The sequence below is a fragment of the Streptomyces sp. ISL-100 genome (assembly GCF_018614615.1).
Classification (GTDB): domain Bacteria; phylum Actinomycetota; class Actinomycetes; order Streptomycetales; family Streptomycetaceae; genus Streptomyces.
Genome location: NZ_JAGGOK010000010.1, coordinates 141972 through 159552 on the forward strand (window position 1 = coordinate 141972; position 17581 = coordinate 159552).

At 69.4% G+C, this 17581-nt stretch carries 14 protein-coding genes and 1 riboswitch; of the genes, 4 read left to right on the forward strand and 10 right to left on the reverse strand.

The annotated features are described in order from the left end of the window. Positions 1-72: 72 nt before the first annotated feature. The 3 genes from J7E89_RS06110 to J7E89_RS06120 all read right to left on the reverse strand — a co-directional run bounded on the left by J7E89_RS06110 (position 73) and on the right by J7E89_RS06120 (position 4455). A complete protein-coding gene (locus tag J7E89_RS06110; protein ID WP_214969223.1) occupies positions 73-1068 on the reverse strand; it encodes a hypothetical protein in 996 nt (331 codons plus the stop codon). A 353-nt stretch (positions 1069-1421) separates the two neighbouring features. Then, positions 1422-2339: a S1 family peptidase gene (locus J7E89_RS06115; RefSeq protein ID WP_214969225.1), complete on the reverse strand. Its 918-nt coding sequence runs from the start codon at positions 2337-2339 to the stop codon at positions 1422-1424. A 778-nt stretch (positions 2340-3117) separates the two neighbouring features. Beyond that, positions 3118-4455, reverse strand: coding sequence for a DUF445 domain-containing protein (locus J7E89_RS06120; RefSeq protein ID WP_214969228.1), 1338 nt, complete (start codon positions 4453-4455; stop codon positions 3118-3120). Between the two features lie 187 nt (positions 4456-4642). On the opposite strand from J7E89_RS06120, the gene J7E89_RS06125 reads away from it, so the two are divergent. After that, positions 4643-5935, forward strand: coding sequence for an SGNH/GDSL hydrolase family protein (locus tag J7E89_RS06125; protein WP_214969230.1), 1293 nt, complete (start codon positions 4643-4645; stop codon positions 5933-5935). A gap of 37 nt (positions 5936-5972) precedes the next feature. Here J7E89_RS06125 and J7E89_RS06130 read toward each other — a convergent pair whose 3' ends face one another. Genes J7E89_RS06130 through J7E89_RS06145 form a run of 4 tightly spaced genes read right to left on the reverse strand, consistent with a single transcriptional unit; the run spans position 5973 to position 9478 of the window. Next, positions 5973-6770, reverse strand: a complete 798-nt coding sequence (locus J7E89_RS06130) for a DUF1707 domain-containing protein (RefSeq protein ID WP_214969232.1) — start codon at positions 6768-6770, stop codon at positions 5973-5975. Positions 6771-6810: 40 nt separating this feature from the next. Beyond that, the gene (locus J7E89_RS06135) at positions 6811-7800 is read right to left on the reverse strand and encodes an ATP-binding cassette domain-containing protein (protein ID WP_374196788.1); all 990 of its coding nucleotides are present in this window, start codon (positions 7798-7800) and stop codon (positions 6811-6813) included. Positions 7801-7806: 6 nt separating this feature from the next. Then, positions 7807-8658, reverse strand: coding sequence for an ABC transporter permease (locus J7E89_RS06140; RefSeq protein ID WP_308315361.1), 852 nt, complete (start codon positions 8656-8658; stop codon positions 7807-7809). Between the two features lie 19 nt (positions 8659-8677). After that, positions 8678-9478 (reverse strand): ABC-2 family transporter protein, encoded by an 801-nt coding sequence (locus tag J7E89_RS06145; RefSeq protein WP_214969234.1) that lies wholly within the window; start codon positions 9476-9478, stop codon positions 8678-8680. Positions 9479-9653: 175 nt separating this feature from the next. On the opposite strand from J7E89_RS06145, the gene J7E89_RS06150 reads away from it, so the two are divergent. Continuing rightward, entirely contained in the window at positions 9654-12194 is a 2541-nt protein-coding gene (locus tag J7E89_RS06150; RefSeq protein WP_214969236.1) for a transglycosylase domain-containing protein, read from the forward strand. Positions 12195-12259: 65 nt separating this feature from the next. On the opposite strand, the gene J7E89_RS06155 is transcribed toward J7E89_RS06150, so the two are convergent. The 3 genes from J7E89_RS06155 to J7E89_RS06165 form a co-directional block, all read right to left on the reverse strand. After that, a complete protein-coding gene (locus tag J7E89_RS06155) occupies positions 12260-12580 on the reverse strand; it encodes a multidrug efflux SMR transporter (protein ID WP_138897668.1) in 321 nt (106 codons plus the stop codon). A 47-nt stretch (positions 12581-12627) separates the two neighbouring features. Continuing rightward, positions 12628-12695, reverse strand: a riboswitch (guanidine-III (ykkC-III) riboswitch). Between the two features lie 53 nt (positions 12696-12748). After that, positions 12749-13045, reverse strand: coding sequence for a co-chaperone GroES (locus J7E89_RS06160; RefSeq protein WP_214969492.1), 297 nt, complete (start codon positions 13043-13045; stop codon positions 12749-12751). A gap of 131 nt (positions 13046-13176) precedes the next feature. Continuing rightward, entirely contained in the window at positions 13177-13497 is a 321-nt protein-coding gene (locus J7E89_RS06165) for a DUF3618 domain-containing protein (protein WP_214969237.1), read from the reverse strand. Positions 13498-13676: 179 nt separating this feature from the next. On the opposite strand from J7E89_RS06165, the gene bcp reads away from it, so the two are divergent. Then, positions 13677-14147 (forward strand): thioredoxin-dependent thiol peroxidase, encoded by a 471-nt coding sequence (gene bcp, locus J7E89_RS06170; protein ID WP_214969240.1) that lies wholly within the window; start codon positions 13677-13679, stop codon positions 14145-14147. A gap of 150 nt (positions 14148-14297) precedes the next feature. Beyond that, positions 14298-15803 (forward strand): glycine betaine/L-proline transporter ProP, encoded by a 1506-nt coding sequence (gene proP / locus J7E89_RS06175; RefSeq protein WP_214969242.1) that lies wholly within the window; start codon positions 14298-14300, stop codon positions 15801-15803. Positions 15804-17581 lie beyond the last annotated feature (1778 nt).

Sequence of the window (17581 nt, forward strand, 5' to 3'; positions counted from 1 at the left end):
CATGGCGATGGCGGTCTTGCCGCTTGGTGCGACAAGACCGCCATCGTCTGCTGGCTACGACCTGTGGTGGTGCTAGTTCAGTGTGGCCAGGAGCAGGTTCGGGTTTGGCGGGGTGATGAAGTACGACGCGCTGGGGACGTAGACCGTCTTGCCTTGGACTGCCACGGAGGTGGGGTTCGACAGGCCGTCCTCCGCGGTTAGTGCGATGGAGTGCCTGCCGTTGGGGCGTACTACGGCGACCTCGCTGCTCGAGATCAAAGCCGCCAGGACCGTGTCGTCATGCTTGGGGAAGGCGAAGGTGAAGTCGTCGATGCCGGTCAGGCCGGTTGCCCTGGTCTGGATCGGCCCTGCGGAGCCGTTCCGATTGACCGGGATGCGCAGCAGCAGGCCCTTGTCGGAGTTGGATACCCACACGGCGCCATTGCGCAGCTTGAGGCCGTTTGCGCCGACTCCCACAGCCGGCGGGGGCAACGGCTGGAGCTTGCTGCCCGTGGCCCATGCCTTCGGCTTGACGCAGCCGCGGCCCGGGGCGGCCTTCGCCGGTACGCGCCACACGGTGCCCTTGACCGAGTCGGCGGCGTACAGCACGCCGCGCTTCTCGTCGAGCGCGAGGCCGTTGGGGAAACCGTTCTCCGGCAGGCACGCGATCTGCTTGGCCGTGCGGTGCTTCGGGCTGACGCGCCAGACGCCCGTCAGCCTGTTGCCGGTGGCGTAGTTGACGTACAGAGTCCCGTCATGTGCCCGTGCGATGCCGGTCGTGACCGCGGCGCCGGCGATCGGGGTGTCCGGGTTCGCCACGGCGGGGAGCTCGGCGATGATGCGCGGCTCGTGGTGCGGGGAGAGGCGGGCGACCTGTCGGGCGAAGGCGAACGTGACGTTGGCCGAGCCGTCGGGTTCGAGTGCGATGTTCTCCGGCGTCTGGCCTTCGTCGAAGTTGAAGTGCTCGACGACGCGCGGGTCCGTCAACGTCGGCTCGTGGGCGGAGGTGGGCGCCGACGCGAGCGCCGCGAGGGCGACGGCGGCCGTGGCAATACCGGCCAGACGTGGGAAGCGGGACAAGCGGGGCATGGGGCTCCTCCGGCTGTGCACGAGGTGCGAGTGACAGGGGAGGCCAGAAGAACATGATGGTTCGTCAGCTAACGTGCGCCGGTCGCTCGCGGGCCGATAAATCGCCCGTATGGCCGAAAGCTGCGCGGGCTGGGCGATTGCCGCTCGGTGCCGGTGAACACACGTGGGGGGCCGTACGTACTACTGGGCAACTCCCCCATTTGCTGGGCGCGTGACCGACGACAGGCGGTTGCGCGCCCAGCGCGTGTGTGCCAGGGGGCGCGCAGCGCCTCTGCCGCCGGATGCGAGAAGCCGGCGGACCCTCCGGAGAGTCCGCCGGCTCGCCCGCCCCTTGGGCCATCTGGTTCCGTGGGCTAGAAGACGCTTACTCCGTACGCGCTCAGCGCCTCAGTCACCGGCTGGAAGAACGTCGTACCGCCCGACGAGCAGTTGCCGCTGCCGCCCGAGGTCAGGCCGAGCGCGGTGCTGCCGGCGAACATGGCGCCGCCGCTGTCCCCCGGCTCGGCGCAGACGTTGGTCTGGATGAGGCCGTAGACGACGTCGCCGCCGCCGTAGTTGACGGTCGCGTTGAGGCCGGTCACCGTGCCGCCGCGAAGGCCGGTGGTGCTGCCGCTGCGCTGGACGGCCTGTCCGACGGAGGCGTTGCCTGCGGCCGTGATGTCGCGGTACGAGCCGTTGTAGAGGTAGACCCGGCCGTCGGCGGCGGAGCTGTTGGAGTGGCGGATAATGCCGTAGTCGTTCGTCGGGAAGCTGGAACCGGCAGTGGAGCCGAGCACCGTGGTCCTGGCCGAGTTGGTGTACCAGGTGCTGGTGTTGTTGGTGCAGTGGCCGGCGGTGAGGGCGTAGTACGTGGTTCCGCTGCGGACGTTGAAGCCGAGCGAGCAGCGGCCGGTGCCGCTGTAGATTGCCTGGCCGCCCGCTATGAGTTCCTTGAAGGTGCCGGGCGTGCGCTTGATCTCGAGGGCACCGGCACGTTCGCCCGCCGCCTTCTTGATCTTCGTGATCTCAGCGGCCGAGACGGTGCTGTCGGCCGTAACGACGAGCTTGCCCGAAGCCTTGTCCGTGTACCAGGCCGTGCCCGCCACGTCCGCGCCGAGCACGGCGTCGCCCGTTTCGGCGAGCTGGGCGGCGGTGGGCCGTGCGTTGTCGGTCGGTTCGGCGGCGGCGATCGGCGTTGCAAGCGCGGAGACGGTCAGCAGAGTCGATGCGACGGCGATCAGCCGTGCACGTCTCGCGACGCCGCCGAGGGGAGAGAGGCGCTTGAAGTTCACTACATCCTCCGGTGGGGGATCCCAAGGGCCCGCTGGGTGGGCAGGCCCGTCAGTACGCCGATGCAAGAACCACGACCATTCGTAGCAGTCATGATCCTGACAAGCAGGCGGCTGGTAGGAATCCTGGCGGTCCGGTTGAAGCTTCTACAAGGGCGTCTTTCGGTCGCTCTACGCGCGTCCACCGCCGTCAGGCTTTGTGCCGCGCCAGGGAGTTCCCCGCGACGCCTTACGGTCCCCGGAAGCCCCGGAGGCAGTGTGGACTTGGCGGCCCGCCACCATGAGCGCGTCGGCGTGCGCCGTTCGTTTGCTGATTCGTCATCAACTGATCGCAGGGTCAGGAGTGGCGACTGCCTGTACGGCGACCCGGTCTCCGGATGCGGAACGACGGGCTCCTCTTTTCGCTGCTCAAAGGTGCCGAACAGCGAACGGCCCGTCACCCGCCGTGACGCGGCGCGTCCCTCCGCCTCCCCGCAAGGCAGCGCTCCCGCCTCCGTACCGATGTCGTGGCTTCTGCACACGCACCCCCTCCGTCCCGGGCATCCCACTGGACCTCCTCCGTCCCGTACCGCCCCAAGCGCACCGCCCAATTGCTCCAGCGCCGGGGCCGACCGCGCCCGCGACCGGGGCAGGCACCGCACGGCGTTATCAGGAGATACCTACCATTCCCGCACGGAGCGCGCCTGTCCGGATCCGACCGGCGACCGGCGATTGACGACCGGCGACCGGCGACCGACGACCGGAGCGCCAGTCCCTCAGGCCCACTTCCGTCAGGCCGGCGCTAACCGCCCACCGCATGCGACACCGTGTAAATCAGCAGCCCCGCCAGCGCCCCCACCACCGTGCCGTTGATCCTGATGAACTGCAGGTCCCGGCCGATGTGCGCCTCGATCTTCTTCGACGTGTGCTCCGCGTCCCAGCCCGCCACCGTGTCGCTGATCAGTGAAGTGATCTCCGCGCGGTACGTCGTCACCACGTACACCGCCGCGCCCTCCAGCCACCCCTCCAGCTTCCCCTGCAGCCGCTCCTCCGACGCCAGCCGCGCGCCCAGGGAGATGAGTGAGGCCCGTACCCGCAGGCGCAGTTCGCTCTGCTCGTCCTCCGCCGCCGAAATAATCATCGCGCGTACGGACGCCCAGGCCGAGGCGATCACGTCCTGGACCTCCCCCCGCCCCAGAATCTCCGACTTCAGCCGCTCCACCCTCGCCCGCGTCTCCGCGTCCGACTGGAGGTCCGACGCGAAATCCGTCAGGAAGCGGTCGATCGCGCCGCGCGCCGGATGGTCCGACTCGTCGCGCATCTCGGAGATGAAGCGCAGCAGCTCCTTGTAGACCCGGTCGCCGACCTTCCGGTCCACGAAGCGCGGCGTCCAGCCCGGCGCCCCGCCCTCGATCGCCTCCATCACCGAATCCCCGTGAAGCACCAGCCACGCATAGGCGCGCGTGCAGATCAGGTCCACCGCGCGGTCGTGCGCGCCGTCCGCCACGACGTTCTCCAGCGCCTTTCCGATCCCCGGGGCGATCTCGGCGGCGTCCGCGCGCCGCGTGATCGCCTCGCCGACGACCGCCTGGACGTCGGAGTCGCGCAGGACGGTCAGCGCGCCGCGCAACGCCGTGGAGAGCTCCTCCGTGACGCGGTCGGCGTGGGCCGGCTCCGCCAGCCAGGCTCCGACGCGGCTGCCGATGCCGATGGCGCGCAGGCGGGTGCGTACGACGTGCTCGGAGAGGAAGTTCTCGCCGACGAAGGAGCCGAGCGTCGTGCCCAGCTGGTCCTTCTTCGTCGGGATGATCGCGGTGTGCGGGATGGGCAGGCCCATCGGACGTTTGAAGAGAGCCGTTACGGCGAACCAGTCCGCCAGCGCGCCCACCATGCCCGCCTCGGCCGCCGCCGCGACGTACGCCGGCCAGCCGTCGATCCCCGACTTTTCGGCCCAGGTGGCGAGTACGTAGATGAGCGCGACCAGGAGGAGCAGCCCGGTGGCCATCGCCTTCATGCGGCGTACGCCCTGACGCTTCTCCTCGTCGGCCGCGCTGTACGCGAAGGGCGGCAGGGGGGCGGCCGCGGACCCGGAAAGCTCCTGGTCAGACGTGCCGTCAGGTCCCGTCGTCTTACGATCCATCCGCTCCACCCGTCAGCCTGGCACGCACCATCTCGTACGCACCATCTCGTACGTATTTTCCCTACCTGACCTACTCCTGGAACGCACCGCGAGTTCCCGACGTCTATCAGGGCGGTGCAATGGCGCATCATTGGAGTGAGTTCGAACGGAGCCTCGGGCTCCCTGCGCCCGAGGAGATACACCGAGCATGACCAAGCGCAACGGTTATGCCTTGCTCGCCGCGCTCGCCGCGGTGGTGGTCCTCATCTCGGGGGCCATATTCGCCGGAGCGACGCTCGGCGGTCACGGCCCTGACGACACCACAGAGGCCCGCCCCCGTACGCCGCTCCGTTCCGCGGCCCCCGCCACCTCCGCCTCGTGGATCGGCACCTGGTCCACCGCGCCGGCCTTCGCCGAGCCGGGCACGGAGCAAGGCTTCCCCGGGCGTTCCATTCGTAACGTCGTGCACACCAGCATCGGCGGCAGCAGCGCCCGCATCACCCTCTCCAACCTCTTCGGCGTACAGCCGCTGCACATCACGCACGCCTCGATCGCCGTCGCCGCCACCCCCGGCGCCCCGACGGCCGCCCAGGGCACCATGCGCCGTCTGCTCTTCGGCGGCTCCCCTTCGGTCCTGATCCCGCCGGGCGGACAGGTCGTCAGCGACCCGGCGCTGCTGAAGGTGCCGTACGACGCGGACCTGCTCGTCACCACCTACTCCCCCACGCCCAGCGGCCCGGTGACCCACCATCCGCGGGCCCGCCAGACGTCGTACGTCGCGGAAGGCGACCGTACGGAAGACCCGCTCGGCGACACCTACACCGGGCAGACGCCGTACTGGCGCTACCTCACCGCCGTCGACGTCCTCAGCGGCAAGGCCGAGGGCGCGGTCGTCGTCATCGGCGACTCCATCACCGACGGCGTCACGTCCACGGCCGGCGCGAACCGCCGCTGGACGGACGTACTCGCCGACCGCCTCGACGGGCGCTACGGCGTCCTCAACCAGGGCATCAGCGGAAACCGGCTGCTCAGCGACGGTACGGGTCCGAGCGGCCTCTCGCGCTTCGACCGCGACGTGCTCTCACGCTCCGGGGCCAAGGCGGTCGTCATCGTCCTCGGCATCAACGACATCCTGCGGCCGCCGCACGAGCGCGACGCGGAGCGCATCACGGCGGGCCTCGAACAACTCGCGCGCCAGGCACGGGCGCGCGGGCTGCGGGTCATCGGCGCGACGGTGATGCCCTTCGAGGGGACGCGGGCGCACACGCCGCAGCTCGAAGCGGTGCGGGACAGCGTCAACGAGGCGATCCGTACGCGCGGCATCTTCGACGCGGTCGTGGACTTCGACCAGGCGCTGCGCGACCCGTATGCCCCGGACCGGCTCCTTCCGGCGTACGACTCGGGCGACCACCTGCACCCGAGCGACGCGGGCTACGAGCGCATGGGCATGGCGTTCGACCTCGCGAGCCTGAACAGGGGTACGGACGCGGCTGGGGTGTGAGCGCGGGTCGGTCGGGCCGCAGTCGAGCTTCTTGCGGTCAGTCGGACCCGGAACCGGACCAGGAATCAGACCCGGACTCGGACTCGGACCCGGACGAGGAGTCGGAACCGGACTTGGAACCGGACTTGGGCCCAGACTTGGACCCAGACCCCGACTCCGCCTTCTTCTCCAGCTTCTCGCGCTTGCGCGCCTCCTTGAGGCGCTGCTTCTCGGCGCGGGTGATCTTGTGTTCGACGTCCACCCCGCCCATCAGCGCGAACCCGGTGATCGTCACGCGCGGCGAGTCCGGCGCCACCGGCTCGGACGACTCCGCCGTCCCCCGCTCACCGAAGCCGCCCATGATGCCGACGCCCTTGACGTTCACGTCCAGGCCCGGCGGCACCGTGACCGCCATTCCGCCCATGATCGCGAAGCAGCGGATCACGGTGTCGCGGTCCTCGAAGCGCGCCTCGCGGAGGTCGATTTCGCCGCCGGCCATCAACGCGAACGCCGTGAACCTCCGGCCCACCGTCCACGTCCCCTTACGCCCGAAGCCGCCCCAGAAGGCGAAGGCGCCCCTGGACGAGGCCGGTCCGCCGATCCGGCCCCGCCAGGAGGTCGGCGTACCGGAAGAGGCGGGAGGGGCAACCGATGCGGCCGGGCCCGTACCCGGCACGGGCAGGTCGCGGACCAGCGGCTCCAGCTCGCCGTGCGTACGCGCCTTGTAGACGGCATCGAGACGCTGGTCGAACTCCTCCATGTCCAGCCGCCCCTCGGCGACCGCATCGCGCAGCACCTCGGCGACTCGTTCACGCTCCGCGTCGGAGGCACGCATTTCCGGCAGTCCACTGGTCATGAGGATGAGACTAGTCAACTCCCCGGCTCTGTCCCAGTGTTCAGAGCGTCGAGCGGTCCGCGTACATCTTCGCGATCACTGCCTCGATGTCCGGCTCCCGCACCGACAGGTCCACCAGCGGATACCTCTCCGCCACCGCCGCCACCAGCGGCGCCGCCGACACCGAAGCCGGGAACGCCAGCCACTGCCTCGGCCCCTCCACCTTCACCACCCGCGCCCCGGCCACCTCGATCGGCGGCAGCTCGCGCTCCAGATCCACCACCAGCGTCCGCTCGCTCTCGCCCACCTCGTGCAGCCCGGCCAGCGCCCCGTCGTACACCAGCCGCCCGTGGTCGATGACCATCACGCGCTTGCACAGCTGTTCGATGTCGGTCAGGTCATGCGTCGTCAGCAGGACCGTCGTGCCACGCTCCGCGTTCAAGTCCCGCAGGAAGTCACGGACCTTCGCCTTCGAGATGACATCCAGGCCGATCGTCGGCTCGTCCAGGTACAGCACCTCGGGATCGTGCAGCAGCGCCGCCGCGATGTCGCCCCGCATCCGCTGCCCCAGCGACAGCTGCCGTACGGGTACATCCAGCAACTCGCCCAGGTCGAGGAGTTCGACGCAGCGCGCCATGTTCACCTTGAAGCGGTCGTCCGGGATCCGGTACATCCGGTGCATCAGGCGGTACGAGTCGCGCAGCGGCAGGTCCCACCACAGCGTCGTACGCTGCCCGAACACCACCCCGATGCGCTGCGCCAGCCGCGTCCGCTCCCGCGACGGATCGATGCCCGCGACCCGCACCCGGCCGCCGCTCGGCGTCAGGATGCCGGTCAGCATCTTGATGGTGGTGGACTTGCCGGCGCCGTTCGACCCGATGTAGCCGACCATCTCGCCGCGCGGCACGGAGAAGCTGATGCCGTCGACCGCCCGCACCTGCGTCTTCTCGCGCCGCAGCCGACCGGTTTTGCGGCGTACGTCGAAGACCTTCTCGACGCCGTCGAGCTCGATGAAGTTCTCGATGAAGTTCTCGATGGGATCCATCTCCATGAAGTGTCAGCTCCCCGTGCTGCGGTACGAACGAAGGCCCACCCGCCACGCCACCCCGGCCAGCGCGCAGCACCCAACCGCCACCACCGGCGGCAGGAAGGCGAGCCAGGACGGCAGGTCCAGGGGGTACGGGCGGTCCAGCACGTACAGCGCCGGCAGCCAGTTGACGAAAGCCAGCGGCAGCACGAACGTCACCCCGCGCACGAGGTCCTTCGCGAACACCGTCGGCGGGTACTGGAGCAGCGTGGTGCCGCCGTACGTGAAGGAGTTCTGCACCTCCGACGCGTCCTGCGCCCAGAACTGGAACGCCGCCCCCGCCACGAACACCGCCGCGAAGATCGCCGCCCCGCTCAGAATCATCACCGGCAGCATCAGCACCTTCAGCGGCGTCCACGCGATGTCCAGCACCACCAGCGCGTATCCGAGCACCAGCAGCCCCTGCGTGATCCGGCCCAGCCTGCGCAGCGCGAAGCGGTCGGCCGCGATCTGCGCGAGGACCGGGACCGGCCGTACGAGCAAGGTGTCCAGCGTGCCGTCGCGCACCCGGCGCCCCAGCCGGTCCATCGAGCCCATGACCAGGTCGGAGAGTCCGAAGGCCGCGCCCGCCGTCCCGTAGAGGAAGGCCACCTCAGGCAGGGTGTAGCCGCCGAGCGCGTCCACGTGGGAGAACATCAGCAGGATTCCGACGAAGTCGAGGCCGGTCGCCGCGAAGTTCCCGAAGGCCGCCATCGCGAAGGACGCGCGGTACGCCATCGTGGAGCGGATCCACATCGCCGCGATCATCCGGTACGCCCGGATCCCGGCCCGCAGCTGCCCCAGGGCCCCGACAACCTCACGCGCCTCACCCGTCCCGGTCACCGGCGCGCTCTCCGTCGCCTCAGCCACCCTGAACCACCACCCTGCGCGTAGCCACCGTCTGGAGCAGCCGCCCGGCCGTCAGCAGCACCGCCGCCCAGCCGATCTGGAAGGCGTACGCCTGGACCAGCCCCCAGCCGGTGTGCTTGCCGAGGAAGACGTCCGCCGGGATCTGAAGCAGCGCCGACCAGGGCAGCGCCTGCGCGAGTGCGCCCAGGGCGCCGGGGAAGAGGGTGAGCGGCAGGACCATCCCGGAGAAGAAGAGCCCGGCGAGCCAGGTGATCTGCGCGACACCCGCCCCGTCGATCAGCCAGAACGCGGACAGCGCCGCCAGGAACCGGATCGCGAAGCTGACGACGACGCCGAGCGCGACGGCGACCAGGAAGGCGACCCACACGAGCGGGTCGGCGGGCAGCGCCAGATCGAAGGCGAGCGCGCCGAGCGCCATCGGCACGACGCCGCGTCCGAGGAGGTGGAAGGCGGCCCGCCCCAGGTCGCTCGCCAGCCAGAAGAGCTGGAGGTCGGCGGGGCGGTAGAGGTCGATCGCGATGTCGCCGGTACGGATCCGCTCCATCAGCTCGTTCTCGAAGCCGCCGCCCATCATGGCGGCGGTCATCAGCAGCGCCTGCCCGAGCCACACGTAGGTGAGGGCCTGCGACAGGTCGTACCCGCCGAGCTGCGGACGCTCGTCCCACAGGGCTGTGAAGGTGTACGCCACGATGAAGCCGAAGACGGTGTTGGTGAACACCCCGGCCGCCGTCGCCACCCGGTACGTCGCATGGCGCCGGAACCCACCGGCCGCGACGACCGCGTATACACGCACGCCGACCCCCTCAATTCGCTTCGGCACCAAAACGCCCGACCGTAGCCCAATGGGGTCAGCCGCCGCAGGCATTTTTCGCGGTGCGTGCACTATGGGCGTACAGGCGAATCGCCCGATACGACACAGTTATGCCGGAGAGTGAACCTCTGGCCACGCCCAGGGAGTCTCCACAAGCATGAGCGACGAGCCACAGCAGCCCCAGGGGTGGGCGCCCCGGGACCCCTCCGATCCCTCCGCCCGGCCCGCCACCCGGCCCGCCACCCGCAAGGGGCAGGGCAATACCGAGGGGCAGAGCAAGGTCAAGCGCAAGCGCACCGGCCTGCGCCGCCTGATCCCGACCTGGCGGATGGTCCTCGGTACGTTCCTGCTGATCGCCCTGCTCGTGATCGGCGCGTTCCTCGCCGGCTACACGCTCGTCAAGATCCCGGCCGCCAACAGCGCCGCCACCGCCCAGAGCAACGTCTACCTCTACGCCGACGGCTCCCAGCTCGCGCGCGACGGCGAGGTCAACCGCGAGAAGGTCAAGCTCGCCCAAGTCCCGAAGACCGTCCAGCACGCCGTACTGGCCGCCGAGGACCGCGACTTCTATTCCGAGCGGGCCGTCGACCCGCAGGCCATGCTCCGCGCCGGCTGGAACACCGTCACCGGCAAGGGCAAGCAGTCCGGTTCCACCATCACTCAGCAGTACGTCAAGAACTACTACCTCGGCCAGGAACAGACCGTCACCCGAAAGGTGAAGGAGTTCTTCATCGCGATCAAGCTCGATCGAGAGGAGAGCAAGAACGACATCTTCGAGGGGTACCTGAACACCAGCTACTTCGGGCGCAACGCGTACGGCATCCAGGCCGCCGCCCAGGCGTACTACGGCAAGGACATCGACGACGTCACCACCGGCGAAGGCGCCTACCTCGCCTCGCTCCTCAACGCCCCCAGCGCGTACGACATCACCACCCACCCCGAGAACAAGGGCGCGGCCCTGGGCCGCTGGAACTACGTACTCGACGGAATGGTGAAGGAGGACTGGCTGAGCGCCGCCGACCGCGCGGCGGTCAAGTTCCCCGCCCCGCACGAGGCCAAGCCCGCCTCCAGTCTCTCGGGGCAGCGCGGCTACATCGTGCAGGCCGTCGGGGACTACCTCACCAAGAACAAGATCATCGACGAGGGCACGCTCGCCACCGGCGGCTACCGCATCACCACGACCCTCGAAAAGTCCAAGCAGGACGCCTTCGCCCAGGCCGTCGACGACAAGGTGACGTCGCAGACGAGCAAGGACCGCAAGGCCGACCGCAATGTGCGCGTCGGCGGCGCCTCCATCGACCCGGCGACCGGCAAGGTCGTCGCGATGTACGGCGGCATCGACTACACGAAGCAGTACGTCAACAACGCGACGCGCCGCGACTACCAAGTCGGCTCCACCTTCAAGCCGTTCGTCTTCACGTCGGCCGTCGAGAACGGATCCACCACCCAGGACGGCCGGCAGATCACGCCGAACACCGTCTACGACGGCACCAACAAGCGGATGGTGGAAGGCCCGAACGGCCCGACGGGGTACGCACCCGAGAACGAGGACCAGCGCTCGTACGGCCAGGTGCCCGTCCGTACCGCCACCGACAAGTCCATCAACGCGGTGTACGCGCAGATGGCACAGGACGTCGGCCCGGCGAAGGTGAAGGACACCGCCGTCGCCCTCGGCATCCCGGAGCACACCCCGAGCCTCGACGCGTACCCGTCGATCGCGCTCGGCGTCGCCACCGCCAGCGTCCTGGACATGACGCAGGCGTACGCGACGCTCGCCAACCACGGCAAGCACGGCACGTACACGATCGTCGAGAAGATCACCAAGGACGGCCAGATCATCAACCTCCCGAAGGCGGAGGCCGGATCGGGCACGGGCTCGGATTCGAGCTCCGGCTCCGGCACGGGCTCGGGCTCCGGCTCGGGCTCCGACGCCCGGCAGGGTGTCTCCCGCGAGGCCGCCGACACCACGACGTCCATCCTCAGGAGCGTCGTCGACGGCGGCACGGGCACGGCGGCCCAGTCCGCGGGCCGCCCGGCAGCGGGCAAGACCGGCACGGCCGAGGAGGACAGGGCCGCCTGGTTCGCCGGCTACACCCCCGACCTGGCGACGGTCGTCGCGGTGATGGGACAGGACCCGGAAACCGGCGTACAGAAGCCGCTGTACGGAGCCCTGGGACAGCCGCGCATCAACGGCGGCGGCGCACCCGCGCAGATCTGGGGCCAGTTCACGGCCGCCGCGCTCGAGGGCAAGCCGGTGCAGGACTTCGACCTGGAGATGGCGGCCGGCTCGGAGGAGCCGGCCGACTCGCCGTCCGAGGGGGAGCCGGACACCGGGGAGTCGGAGGGGTCCGACGGGTCCGACGAGCCGTCGGCGAGCGAGAACCCCGACGACGACCCGCCCCGGAGTCCGAGCGACGGCGGCCCCACCGACACGGGCGGCGCGACGGACACCGGCGGCACGACGGGCAGCCCCGGCACCGACGGCGGAACCGCGGACACGGGCGGTACGGGGGGTACAGGCGGCACGGCCGACACCGGCGGCGCGACCGACACGGGAGGTACGGCCGACACAGGCGGCACCACGGGCGCGACCGACGGCGGGACCACGGACGGGGGCACCACCGACACGGGCGGCACCACCGGCCCACCCTCGGACGGCCTCCTGAGCGGGGTGCGCGGCAGAAGCACGAGCGGCTAGCGACCGCAAGTACACCGTGGTCTCGCCAGTACACCGTGGTCTGTGGTCCAGTGCCCCGAGGTGGTCTAGTGCCCCGAGGTCGCCTTCAGCCCGACCACCGCCACCAGCAGCAGGCACACAAAGAAAATCCGGGCGGCGGTCGCCGGCTCACCGAGCACCACCATGCCGAGGACCGCCGCACCGGCCGCGCCGATGCCGACCCACACGCCGTACGCCGTACCGATCGGCAGCGTCTTGGCGGCGTGCGACAGCAGCATCATGCTCGCGACGATCCCCGCGCCCGTGAACACACTGGGCCAGAGCCTCGTAAACCCGTCGGTGTACTTCATCCCGATCGACCAGCCCACTTCGAGCAGACCGGCGACAACAAGCAGAACCCAAGCCATGACGGGGGCACCTCCGAAGACGAAACGCGGAAACAGCGATACATCGGGGTGCGTCGTCTTTGCGTAGAACCCGGTACGGCGCGTCTCGTCGGGGGTGCTTCCAACATAGCAAAGGGCAGCGAAAGGGCCCGGTGACCCTGATCACCGGGCCTGACGCAAGCAGCCTGCCTACAAATACAAGCCGGTCGAGTCCTCCGAGACCCGCTCGGAAGCCACCGCGTGCAAATCGCGCTCCCGCATCAGTACGTACGGGGTGCCGCGCACCTCGACCTCGGCCCGGTCCTCCGGGTCGTACAGCACCCGGTCGCCCGGCACCACGGTCCGTACGTTCTGGCCGACCGCGACCACCTCGGCCCAGGCCAGCCGCTTGCCGACCGCCGCGGTCGCCGGAATCAGAATGCCGCCGCCCGAGCGGCGCTCGCCCTCGGGGCTGTCCGACCTGACCAGCACCCGGTCGTGCAGCATCCGGATGGGCAGCTTGTCGTGCGTGGTGTCGTGCGTGATGTCGTGCCTGGTGTCGTGCCTGGTGCCATGCGTGGTGTTCTCGCTCACGCCCCGAACCTACCTGTCCTCGCCGCCCGCCGTCGGCCCGAGGGTCAGCCTCGCCTGCGGCGCGCCGACAGGGTGAGCAACCCCACCAGTCCCACGGCCACCAGCGCCACCGGCACGAGTCGCTCAAGGCGCGGCGAGCCGTCCTCCGACACGAACTGCGCCTTCACATCGGACACCGTCCGGTTCACCGCGACGAACGCCCGGCCCGCGGTCTGGTCCACGGTCGAGGCGACCCTGGCCTTCGCGTCACCGACGATCGTCTTCGGGTGCAGCCGCACCCCGATCTCGTCGAGCGTTACGGCCAGCTGGTCACGCCGGCTCTTGATGTCCGCCTCGATCTGCGCAGGGGTCCTGGCATCCGACACTGCGCTGCCTCCGTGGTCGTGGGCCGAATCCGGTATTCCTTCGTCGACAGTCTGTCAGCTCGGGCCGTCCCATACCCCACGGCACCCCCATTACGCTCGGGACCGTATCCACGTACACCTCTGCTACAGCCACAGCCACAGCTACAGAGCCACACCCCGCACGAGGAGACCGACGCCTTATGACGAGCGAGCGACTTCAGCCCGGCGACACCGCCCCCGACTTCACCCTGCCCGACGCCGACGGAACCGAGATCTCCCTCGCCGCCCACAAGGGCCGCAAGGTCATCGTCTATTTCTACCCGGCCGCCCTGACCCCCGGCTGCACCAAGCAGGCCTGCGACTTCACCGACAACCTGGAGCTGCTGGCCGGGGCCGGATACGACGTCATCGGCGTCTCCCCGGACAAGCCGGAGAAGCTGGCGAAGTTCCGCGAGAAGGAAGACCTCAAGGTCACGCTGGTCGGCGACCCGTCCAAGGAGGTCCTGACGGCGTACGGCGCCTTCGGCGAGAAGAAGCTGTACGGCAAGACGGTGACCGGGGTGATCCGCTCGACGATCGTGGTGGACGAGGACGGCAAGGTGGAGCGCGCCCTGTACAACGTGAAGGCGACCGGCCACGTAGCGAAGATCATCAAGGACCTCGGCATCTGACAGTCCTTCCCTTCCAGGTGTGTTGTGACCAAGGTCCCGGCAAGTACAGGGGGCCTTGGTTTGCAGCACTGAATAATGGGTTTGCAGCACTGATTAAAAGGCAGAAGTCCCACTTGGACATTGGAAACGCGTCCGAGAAAGGAACCTGCCATGGCCACCGGCCCCGGCTACGGCCCCGACCACGTGGCCGATCCCGAAGCGATCAAGCGCCACCGCACGCTCTTCCGCGCCGCGAGGAGAAGGAAGAACCCGCCGCTTCGCCGCTCCGACATCACCGTCACCGACGAAGCGGCCGTCAGGCGGGCGGTCAAGGCCGCCTCGCTCGGCAATGCCATGGAGTGGTTCGACTTCGGCATCTACAGCTACCTGGCGGTGACGATCGGCCACGTCTTCTTCCCACCAGGGAACGACACGGCCCAGCTCCTCTCCTCCTTCGCGACCTTCGCCGTCGCGTTCCTGGTGCGGCCCATCGGCGGCATGGTCTTCGGCCCCATGGGCGACAAGGTCGGACGCAAGAAGGTCCTCGCGCTCACGATGATCCTGATGGCCATCGGTACGTTCGCGATCGGCCTGATCCCGTCGTACGCCACGATCGGCTTCTGGGCGCCGGTCCTGCTGATCTTCTTCCGCCTGGTGCAGGGCTTTTCCACGGGCGGCGAGTACGGCGGCGCGTCCACCTTCATAGCCGAGTACGCCCCCGACAAGCGCCGCGGCTTCTTCGGTAGCTTCCTCGAATTCGGCACCCTGGCGGGCTACACCGGCGCGGCCGGCCTGGTCACCGTCCTGACGGCCTGGCTGGGCTCCGACGCCATGGAAGCGTGGGGCTGGCGCATCCCCTTCCTGGTGGCGGGCCCGCTGGGCCTCGTCGGCCTCTACCTGCGACTCCGACTGGACGAGACTCCCGCCTTCCAGAAGCTGGAGGCCGGAAACATCCACGCCACCGAGGCCGCCGACACGGTGGAGACCACCGCCAAGGGGGACCTCGCGAAGATCTTCCGGCAGTACTGGCCGACGCTGATCCTGTGCATCGCCCTGGTAGGCGCGTACAACGTGACGGACTACATGCTGCTGTCGTACATGCCGACGTACCTTTCGGACGAGCTCGGCTACAGCGAGACGCACGGCCTGCTGATCCTGCTGGCCGTCATGGTGGCCCTGATGGCGATCATCAGCCAGGTCGGCCGCCTGAACGACCACTTCGGTCGCAAGCCGCTGCTGATGGCGGGCATGCTGGGCTTCTTCTTCCTCTCGCTGCCGTCCTTCCTGCTGATCAAGCAGGGCAGCATCCCCGCGATCGTCGCCGGCATGCTGATGCTCGGCCTGTCGCTGGTCTGCCTGCTGGGCACAATGTCGGCGGCGCTCCCGGCGCTGTTCCCGACGAACGTCAGGTACGGCTCGCTGTCGGTCGGCTACAACCTCTCCGCGTCGTTGTTCGGCGGGACGACCCCGTTGGTCATCACGGGCATGATCAGCCTCACCGGCAACAACCTCATGCCCGCGTACTACTCGATGGCGGCGGCGCTCATCGGCATCATCGCGGTGGCGTGCATGAAGGAGACGGCGAAGAAGCCCTTGTCGGGCTCCCCGCCGTCGGTGGAAACGAGGGAGGAAGCGGCGGAACTGGTAGCGGCGCAAAGGCCGGAACCGAGGTTCTGAGGCGGGGGCACGGGGGGCGGAACCAAGGATCGCTTCTGGGGTTTCGGGTCGTTCCCGAGCGCTCCAGGGTCGGTGGGCCGGACCGGCGCGTCAAGGGCGCTCCCTTCGGTCGCGTCGCTGCGCGATGTGCCTACGGCCCACCCTTGACCCGCCGCCCCGGCCCACCGCTAACGCTTTCCACGGGGACGGCCCAAAGAAAAACGCCCTGCACGCGAGGTGGGGGATGGGCGAAGGTCGGGTTGGTGGCTTGCGGGTGAGTGGGTGGGGCGCGACAGGTTGAGCGGGTAGCTCGGCCCCAGGCTCAGCGACTGCGGGAACGGCCGCTGGTGCGACATCCCCATTCCCACGCACGCGAGCACCCACACCGGTGGGCGGCCGGCCTCTGCGGTCGACCTGCGGGTCGGCCGGTCCGCAGACGGGACGCATGAGTTGAATGGGGTGACCCGGGTGGCTGTGGCGTCCACCCACCACGGTGGTCGGTGGAGCCTCAAGCACCTGGTCGGTGTGGGTGGGGGGACGGTTACCCAGGGGTGCGGATCCTGCCGATGGTCCGGCCGGACGGATAGCGCGCCCGCGCGGCCGCGCGGCCGCTGGGGTGGGCCCGACGCTCTCGACGGGGCGCTCGCGGCACTCGACGGGCTCGGTGGGGCTCGAAGGGTGGCTCGGTGGTCCGAATCCATCACATGGCAACCCTGCATAACCATTTCGCCCCACTTTGGCCATATAAGGGCGGCTTGGGTGGGCGTGATGTGGTGGATTCGGTCCACGCGATGCCCCGCCAGCCACGTCAGCCCCCAGCGACACACGATTCGGCCGCCGAGGCGTGATGCCTGCAAGCCGGGCTGACCGTCTGACGAGGAGGGGAACTCGACCGCCTCAGGGCGTTATCCCGGCGGGGGTGGGACGATATCGCTTCGGCGCGAGGCTGATGTGGCTGGTGCGGCGGCACCTCGACCACTCCGCCCCTGCCACGGCCGACACAGCGGCCCCCCTTCATCGTTAGTGGGATTCGGTCGCTGCAACGGCCCACTCCGGGCCGCCGGAACGCAATTAACCCGGCACTTGATGAATCCCAACACCCCTTTCCCATCCGCCTCAGCCGCGTGGCTGACCCACCCAGCCACCCACAGACCACGTCGGCCAATGGAGAGCGCGGCCGGTGCGGGTGGGTGGGTGCGGAGGATCGGGCTCGTGGGCTCATGCGGCCGGAAGGCCGGGGTTGTCGCCGACAGCGCCCTGCCGCATTCCGAGTTTCGGTGCCCACCGCCCACCCACCCACACCAGCAACGCGCTTGAGGACCAACCGCCACCGGCCGGGGCGGACGCCCAACCCACCCGAGTCACCCCATTCAACTGCCGCGCCCCACCCGCGCAGACATGAGTCCGCAGGTCGGCTCGGCCGATCAACCGCCTCCGTCGTGGGTGCGCGTGTGCGTGAGAATGGGAACGGCGCGCCAATGGCCGTTCCCGCAGTCGCCAAGGCTGGGGCCGAGCCGTCCCCTCAACCTGTCGCGCCCCACTCACCGGGCCCGCCACCCGGTAACGGTGAACGGCCAATCCCCGGACCTCCCCGTGGGCTCCCCCCGGGGGCCGCCCCCCAGAAGCATTGCGGCGGAGGTCCGGCGGTCAAGGGTTAAGCGCAGCGCAATCGCCGCAGGCGACGCGACGCAGGAGCGCCCTTGAGGGGCGGACCTCCGCCGCCAACCTTGGTAAAGGCGGCCCCCACACCAGAAGTAATCACCGCCCCGGGCCGCCCAAAGCCCCCCTCCCCCCACCCC

What these genes read in the sequence shown, in the direction of transcription:
- J7E89_RS06110 (WP_214969223.1), bottom strand. Translation starts at nt 1,068, where the DNA reads ATGCCCCGCTTGTCCCGCTTCCCACGTCTGGCCGGTATTGCCACGGCC.
- J7E89_RS06125 (WP_214969230.1), top strand. Translation starts at nt 4,643, where the DNA reads ATGACCAAGCGCAACGGTTATGCCTTGCTCGCCGCGCTCGCCGCGGTG.
- J7E89_RS06130 (WP_214969232.1), bottom strand. Translation starts at nt 6,770, where the DNA reads ATGACCAGTGGACTGCCGGAAATGCGTGCCTCCGACGCGGAGCGTGAA.
- J7E89_RS06120 (WP_214969228.1), bottom strand. Translation starts at nt 4,455, where the DNA reads ATGGATCGTAAGACGACGGGACCTGACGGCACGTCTGACCAGGAGCTT.
- proP (WP_214969242.1), top strand. Translation starts at nt 14,298, where the DNA reads ATGGCCACCGGCCCCGGCTACGGCCCCGACCACGTGGCCGATCCCGAA.
- bcp (WP_214969240.1), top strand. Translation starts at nt 13,677, where the DNA reads ATGACGAGCGAGCGACTTCAGCCCGGCGACACCGCCCCCGACTTCACC.
- J7E89_RS06135 (WP_374196788.1), bottom strand. Translation starts at nt 7,800, where the DNA reads ATGGAGATGGATCCCATCGAGAACTTCATCGAGAACTTCATCGAGCTC.
- J7E89_RS06155 (WP_138897668.1), bottom strand. Translation starts at nt 12,580, where the DNA reads ATGGCTTGGGTTCTGCTTGTTGTCGCCGGTCTGCTCGAAGTGGGCTGG.
- J7E89_RS06150 (WP_214969236.1), top strand. Translation starts at nt 9,654, where the DNA reads ATGAGCGACGAGCCACAGCAGCCCCAGGGGTGGGCGCCCCGGGACCCC.
- J7E89_RS06160 (WP_214969492.1), bottom strand. Translation starts at nt 13,045, where the DNA reads ATGCTGCACGACCGGGTGCTGGTCAGGTCGGACAGCCCCGAGGGCGAG.